The 5,715-nt window shown below is 63.6% G+C and carries 6 protein-coding genes; 1 reads left to right on the forward strand and 5 read right to left on the reverse strand.

The genetic code is table 11. The annotated features are described in order from the left end of the window. Positions 1–184: 184 nt before the first annotated feature. On the forward strand, positions 185–982 hold the full coding sequence (locus EN742_RS21745) for a lytic transglycosylase domain-containing protein (RefSeq protein ID WP_126057412.1): 798 nt from the start codon (positions 185–187) through the stop codon (positions 980–982). A gap of 102 nt (positions 983–1,084) precedes the next feature. On the opposite strand, the gene EN742_RS21750 is transcribed toward EN742_RS21745, so the two are convergent. The 5 genes from EN742_RS21750 to rlmN form a co-directional block, all read right to left on the reverse strand. Further along, positions 1,085–1,552, reverse strand: a complete 468-nt coding sequence (locus EN742_RS21750; protein ID WP_126057413.1) for a hypothetical protein — start codon at positions 1,550–1,552, stop codon at positions 1,085–1,087. A gap of 230 nt (positions 1,553–1,782) precedes the next feature. Continuing rightward, positions 1,783–2,361, reverse strand: coding sequence for a hypothetical protein (locus EN742_RS21755; protein WP_245455302.1), 579 nt, complete (start codon positions 2,359–2,361; stop codon positions 1,783–1,785). A gap of 189 nt (positions 2,362–2,550) precedes the next feature. After that, positions 2,551–3,774, reverse strand: coding sequence for an argininosuccinate synthase (locus EN742_RS21760; protein ID WP_126057414.1), 1,224 nt, complete (start codon positions 3,772–3,774; stop codon positions 2,551–2,553). Between the two features lie 177 nt (positions 3,775–3,951). Next, the gene (locus tag EN742_RS21765) at positions 3,952–4,428 is read right to left on the reverse strand and encodes a hypothetical protein (RefSeq protein ID WP_126057415.1); all 477 of its coding nucleotides are present in this window, start codon (positions 4,426–4,428) and stop codon (positions 3,952–3,954) included. Then, complete coding sequence (rlmN, locus tag EN742_RS21770) at positions 4,425–5,660, reverse strand: 23S rRNA (adenine(2503)-C(2))-methyltransferase RlmN (protein ID WP_126057416.1); 1,236 nt, start codon at positions 5,658–5,660, stop codon at positions 4,425–4,427. Before rlmN ends, EN742_RS21765 begins: the two co-directional genes overlap by 4 nt. Positions 5,661–5,715 lie beyond the last annotated feature (55 nt).

Here is a 5,715-nt window from a genome sequence, read left to right on the forward strand (position 1 = left end):
TCACAACATCAACATCGCCCATGTGTATCGCGCCCCCCGCCACAATAAATACTTGATCGTAGGCAAATTCCGCTTCATTGGCCAGCATCGAGCAACCAGTGCAGCCGTGGGGGCGGTGACAATCGGGCGCTTCACTGGCAAATTCGCAACCGGGACGTGATTCAGGCGATCAGGAGAGAACAGCATGGCATTTCTTGCCAAGGGAAAGATTTTTGCGGCCGTGGTGGCGGCGGTGGTTGCGCTGGCGACAGGCGCGCAGGCGGCTGGCAGCTGTGGCAAGAACAGCGCCGGCTTCGAAGCCTGGAAGCAGGACTTTGCCGCCCAGGCCCAGGCCGAAGGGGTCGGAGCGAGGGGGCTGTCCGCCCTGGCTGGCGCGACCTACGCGACGAGGACCATCTCCGCCGACCGCGCCATCCACAAGGCGTTCAGCGGCTCGGTGGAAGATTTCATGAAGCGCCGCGGCGGGGCTGCGATCATTTCCAAGGGCCGTTCGCTGAAGAAGTCGAACGCGGCGCTGTTCGACAGGATCGAAGCGACCTACGGCGTGCCGCCCGGCGTGCTGCTCGCCATCTGGGGCATGGAGACCGGCTTCGGCGCCTCCATGGGCAACCAGAACACGGTGTCCGCTATTTTGACGCTTACCTATGATTGCCGCCGGCCGGACTACTTTTATCCGCATGCCATTGCGGCGCTGAAGCTGGTCGATCGCGGGACGTTGACCTCCGCTTCGGTCGGCGCCATGCATGGCGAGATCGGCCACACGCAGTTCCTGCCCGGAAACGTCCTGAAGTATGGCGTCGGCAACGGAAATCTGCGCGACAGGAATACCGCGCTCGCTTCCACCGCCAACTACCTCAAGGGCCATGGCTGGCGGGCCGGCGCGGGCTATCAGGCGAACATGGGCGCCATAGCCGGCTGGAACTCGGCCAGCGTCTACCAGCAGGCCATTGCCCGCATCGCGGAGGCGATCGACGGCAACTGATGCCATCTCCACTCGACAGAAAGCCCGGCCATGCGCCGGGCTTTTTGTTTATGGAGCGGTGTCAAAGCCAATCGCTCGAAACGATCAGGTTCGATCCCGCTCTCAATAATGCGCGTAGCCGCTCAACGGGCATTTCTGGGAAATGGGAACCTGGAAGCTGCCGTCAATACCGCTGCAGTTACGGAATTTGGACGACCGCGGCGCCGGGGCCGCCTTCGACCTGCCCTTGGTGTCCATTTTGGTCGGCTGGTCGGAATGCGCGTAGCCGCTCACCGGGCATTTCTGGGAAGCGGGAACCTGGAAGGGGCCGTCAAATCCGCTGCAGGTACGGAACTTGGACGACCGTGGTGCCGTCGCCGCCTTCGACCTGCCCTTGCTGTCCATTTTGGTCGGTTGGTCGGAATGCGCGTAGCCGCTCACCGGGCATTGCTGGGAAATGGGAACCTGGAAGGGGCCGTCAAATCCGCTGCAGGTACGGAACTTGGACGTCGGCGCCGCCAGGGCCTGCGAGGACTGGCATCCGCCGAAGATGACTGCCGCTGAAAGCAAGAGAAAAAGACCGTTCTTCACTGTCGAAGTCCCTCCACTCCGCTGCCTTGCTTTCTGCCTATGGGGCAGGGTCAAAGCCCAATCACTCGCTCTCAACAATGCGCGTAGCCGCTCAACGGGCATTTCTGGGAAATGGGAACCTGGAAGCTGCCGTCAATACCGCTGCAGGTAAACAAGTTGGAGTTCCGCAGCGTTGGAGGAGCCGCCCTTGGCCTGCCCTCGATCATCGTCGGGACCCCGGTAGATTACGATTAGCCGCCGCCCAAGGGGCATTTCCGGGAAGCGGGAACCTCGAAGGTGCCGGTGAAAACATTTGAGCAGGTATGGAATTTGGGGTTCCGCGGCGCTGAGGTGGCCGCCTTCGACCTGGCGCTAATCTCCCTTTCGGACGGCTGCTCGAAATGCCCGTAGCCGCCTGGGGGGCATTTCCGGGAAGCTGGAACCTGGAAGATGCCGTCTCTCCCGGTGCAATTACGGAAGTTTGACGATCGCGGTGCCGGGGCTTGCGTGACCGCGGCCGGCTTTGGCTTGCCTTTGAGGACCATCCAGATTTCGGTCGGTTGGTCGAGCTGCAGGTTGTTTATATCGGAATAGGTGATCCGGCCGCTGCGCACGCCGGCAGCAAGGCGCTCGCAGAACAAGGCCGGCATGCGCTCCAGCGAGACGCCCATGAAACCGGCGATATCGTGCTTGAGCGTGATGTTCCAGGCGCGGGCTTCGGCGATGCAGCCGTCCAGATCCGGCTTTGGCTCACGCTTCGCGGCCTGCGCGGTCTGGCACGCCGCGAAAGCGACGGAAGTTGCCAGCAGAACAAAAATGCCTTTTTTCACTGTCAAAACCCCCGTCAATCCCGCGGCGGAACTTAGATGAAGCTACCGAAAGGTCAAACGGGAAACGTCATTTGGTCGTTCTTATTTTGCTTATATTAGGAACGCAAAATAGAAAACCCGGCGTCTCCACCGGGTTTCTTGCGTCGTTTCGGCTTTCGCGGGATCGGCACAGCGCACGACGGCGCTATGTCAGCCCTTGCGCGTGCGCGCCGCGAGCGTCCTCAGCCGCAGCGCATTGAGGCGGATGAAGCCGGCGGCGTCCTTCTGGTCGTAGGCGCCACGGTCGTCCTCGAAGGTGACCAGCGCGTCGGAATAAAGCGTCTTCTTCGACTTGCGGCCGGTGACCATGACATTGCCCTTGTAGAGCTTCAGTCGCACCGTGCCCTCGACGTCCTCCTGGCTCTTATCGATCATCGCCTGCAGCATCAGCCGCTCGGGCGAGAACCAGAAGCCGTTGTAGATCAGCTCGGCATAGCGCGGCATGAACTCGTCCTTGAGGTGCGCGGCACCGCGGTCGAGCGTGATCGATTCGATGGCGCGGTGGGCGGCGATCAGGATGGTGCCGCCGGGCGTTTCGTAGACGCCGCGCGATTTCATGCCGACGAAGCGGTTCTCGACGAGGTCGAGCCGGCCGATGCCGTTGTCGCGACCGAGGTCGTTGAGGGCGGCCAGCATCGTCGCCGGCGACAGCTTCTTGCCATTCAGCGCAATCGGATCGCCCTTGAGGAACTCAATCTCGATCTCGGTGACCTTGTCCGGCGCGTCCATCGGCGAGACGGTGCGCTGGTGGACGAATTCCGGCGGCTCCGTCCACGGATCCTCCAGCACCTTGCCCTCCGAGGAGGAGTGCAGCAGGTTGGCGTCGACCGAGAACGGCGCGTCGCCGCGCTTGTCCTTCGGCACGGGAATCTGGTGCTGCTCGGCGAAGTTCAGCAGGTCGGTGCGCGACTTGAAGGACCAGTCGCGCCACGGCGCGATGACCTTAATGTCGGGGTTAAGCGCGTAAGCCGACAGCTCGAAACGGACCTGGTCGTTGCCCTTGCCGGTAGCGCCGTGAGCAATCGCGTCGGCGCCGGTTTCCTTGGCGATCTCGACGAGGTGCTTGGAGATCAGCGGCCGGGCGATCGAGGTGCCGAGCAGGTAGGTGCCTTCATAGACGGCATTGGCGCGGAACATCGGGAAGACGAAGTCGGCGACGAATTCCTCACGCACGTCGACGATGCGGATGTCCTTGATGCCCATCAGCTCGGCCTTGCGGCGCGCCGGCTCCAGCTCGCCGCCCTGGCCGAGGTCGGCGGTGAAGGTGACGACTTCGGCGCCGAGCTCGGTCTGCAGCCATTTCAGGATGATGGATGTGTCGAGGCCGCCTGAGTAGGCGAGCACGACTTTCTTCACGTTCTTGGTCTTGGACATTTTAGGCGGTTCCGCGGGGAAAGGTTTCGCGGGCGAGGTATCACGGCGTTTCCGGGCTGCGCAAGAGAGGAACGGTCTTTGATAGCCGAACGCTGGACCAGACGCCGCCGTCCGGCCGCTGGCCACGGTGACGCCGATGGTCGTATCTGTTCGGCGGCGTGTTCTCGGCCTTCGCGCTCAAGATCCTGACGGCCCAGGCGAAACAGGCTCGCTCTCGCGCCAGCTGCCGGCCCAGCGGCCGGCGGCGAGCCAGTAGAAAATACCGCCGACCATGCCGGAGCCAATTACCGCCAGTATGGCGCTGGTATCGGTGACGACGAAGTTGGGATCGCCGCTCTGGCGGACGAAACCGAGGAAGGCCGCGGCGACGCCGCCGCCGGCGATCGCATAGAACAGCCAGTCGCGCCGTCCGAGGACCTCGGCGGCGAGGATGACGACGGTCGCCGGCATGAAGGCGAAATAGGCGACGAACAGCGCCACGAAGGGGATCGAGAAATAGAGCGAGGCGGTCGCCGTCGGGTGAGCCTGGTCCGGCGTATAGCCGAGCGAGCCCAGGAACAGGATGTTGAGGAAGGCGCTGGCCGCCAGCGAGGCGGCGATGTAGCCGACAAGGATGACGGCGAAGCGGATGAGGTAGGCGATGAAGCGGCTCACGCCTCGCCGTGCCCCGCGATCATCATGGCTTCGAGCGCCAGCCGGTCCACCTTGCGCATGCGCTCCGACTCCGACTTGAGCTGGCCGCAGGCGGCGAGGATGTCGCGGCCGCGCGGTGTGCGGATCGGCGACGCATAGCCGGCATTGTTGATGTAGTCGGCAAACTTCTCGATCGTCTCCCAGTCCGAGCACTGGTAGTTGGTGCCCGGCCACGGGTTGAACGGGATCAAATTGATCTTGGCCGGAATGCCCTTGAGCAGCTTGACCAGCGCCTTGGCGTCGTCGAGGGAATCGTTGACGTCCTTCAGCATCACATATTCGAAGGTGATGCGCCTGGCATTGGAGAGGCCGGGATAGGCCCGGCAGGCGGCGATCAGCTCCTTCAACGGGAACTTCTTGTTGATCGGCACGAGCAGGTCGCGCAGGTCGTCATTGGTGGCGTGCAGCGAGATCGCCAGCATGACGCCGATCTCCTCGCCGGTGCGGAAGATTTCCGGCACGACGCCGGAGGTCGAGAGCGTAATGCGGCGCTTGGACAGTGACAGGCCGTCGCCGTCGGAGGCGATCAGCAGCGCCTTCTTCACTGCCTCGAAATTGTAGAGCGGCTCGCCCATGCCCATCATGACGATGTTGGACACCTTGCGGCCCTCGGCCGGCACGATGGCGCCGTCCGGCGTGTCGCGGTCGGGGAAGTCGCCGAGCCGGTCGCGGGCGGTGAGCAGCTGCGCCAGGATCTCTTCGGTGGTCAGGTTGCGCACGAGCTTCTGCGTGCCGGTGTGGCAGAACGAGCAGGTCAGCGTGCAGCCGACCTGCGAGGAGATGCAGAGCGTGCCGCGGCCTTCCTCGGGGATATAGACGGTCTCGATCTCGACCGGGCGGCCGGCGCCGCGCGGCGGAAAGCGGAACAGCCATTTGCGGGTGCCGTCGGCGGAGATCTGCTCCTCGACGATCTCGGGCCGCGCGACGGTGAAATGCCTGTCGAGTTCGGCGCGCAGATCCTTGGAGATGTTGAACATGCCGGAAAAGTCGGAGACGCCGCGCACATACATCCAGTGCCAGAGCTGCTGGGCGCGCATTTTGGCTTGGCGCTCCGGCACGATGCCGGCCTCGACCAGGGCGGCGCCGAGCTCGGCCCGGGTGAGGCCGATCAGCGTCGGCTTTTCGGCCGGCGCGGCGCGGGCACGCAAGGCGTCGCGCGCGCCTTCGGCGGTAAGATCAAGTGAAAGGGTCATGGTTGCGCCAATATAAGCGGTTTGCGGCCGATTTCAGCATCGTGCCCGAAATGAA

This window comes from Mesorhizobium sp. M4A.F.Ca.ET.020.02.1.1, assembly GCF_004022645.1.
In the GTDB taxonomy this organism is placed as follows: Bacteria; Pseudomonadota; Alphaproteobacteria; order Rhizobiales; family Rhizobiaceae; genus Mesorhizobium.

Bases quoted from the DNA above. Each gene is read 5' to 3' on its own strand.
- EN742_RS21745 (WP_126057412.1), top strand. From the start codon at position 185: ATGGCATTTCTTGCCAAGGGAAAGATTTTTGCGGCCGTGGTGGCGGCG.
- EN742_RS21760 (WP_126057414.1), bottom strand. From the start codon at position 3,774: ATGTCCAAGACCAAGAACGTGAAGAAAGTCGTGCTCGCCTACTCAGGC.
- rlmN (WP_126057416.1), bottom strand. From the start codon at position 5,660: ATGACCCTTTCACTTGATCTTACCGCCGAAGGCGCGCGCGACGCCTTG.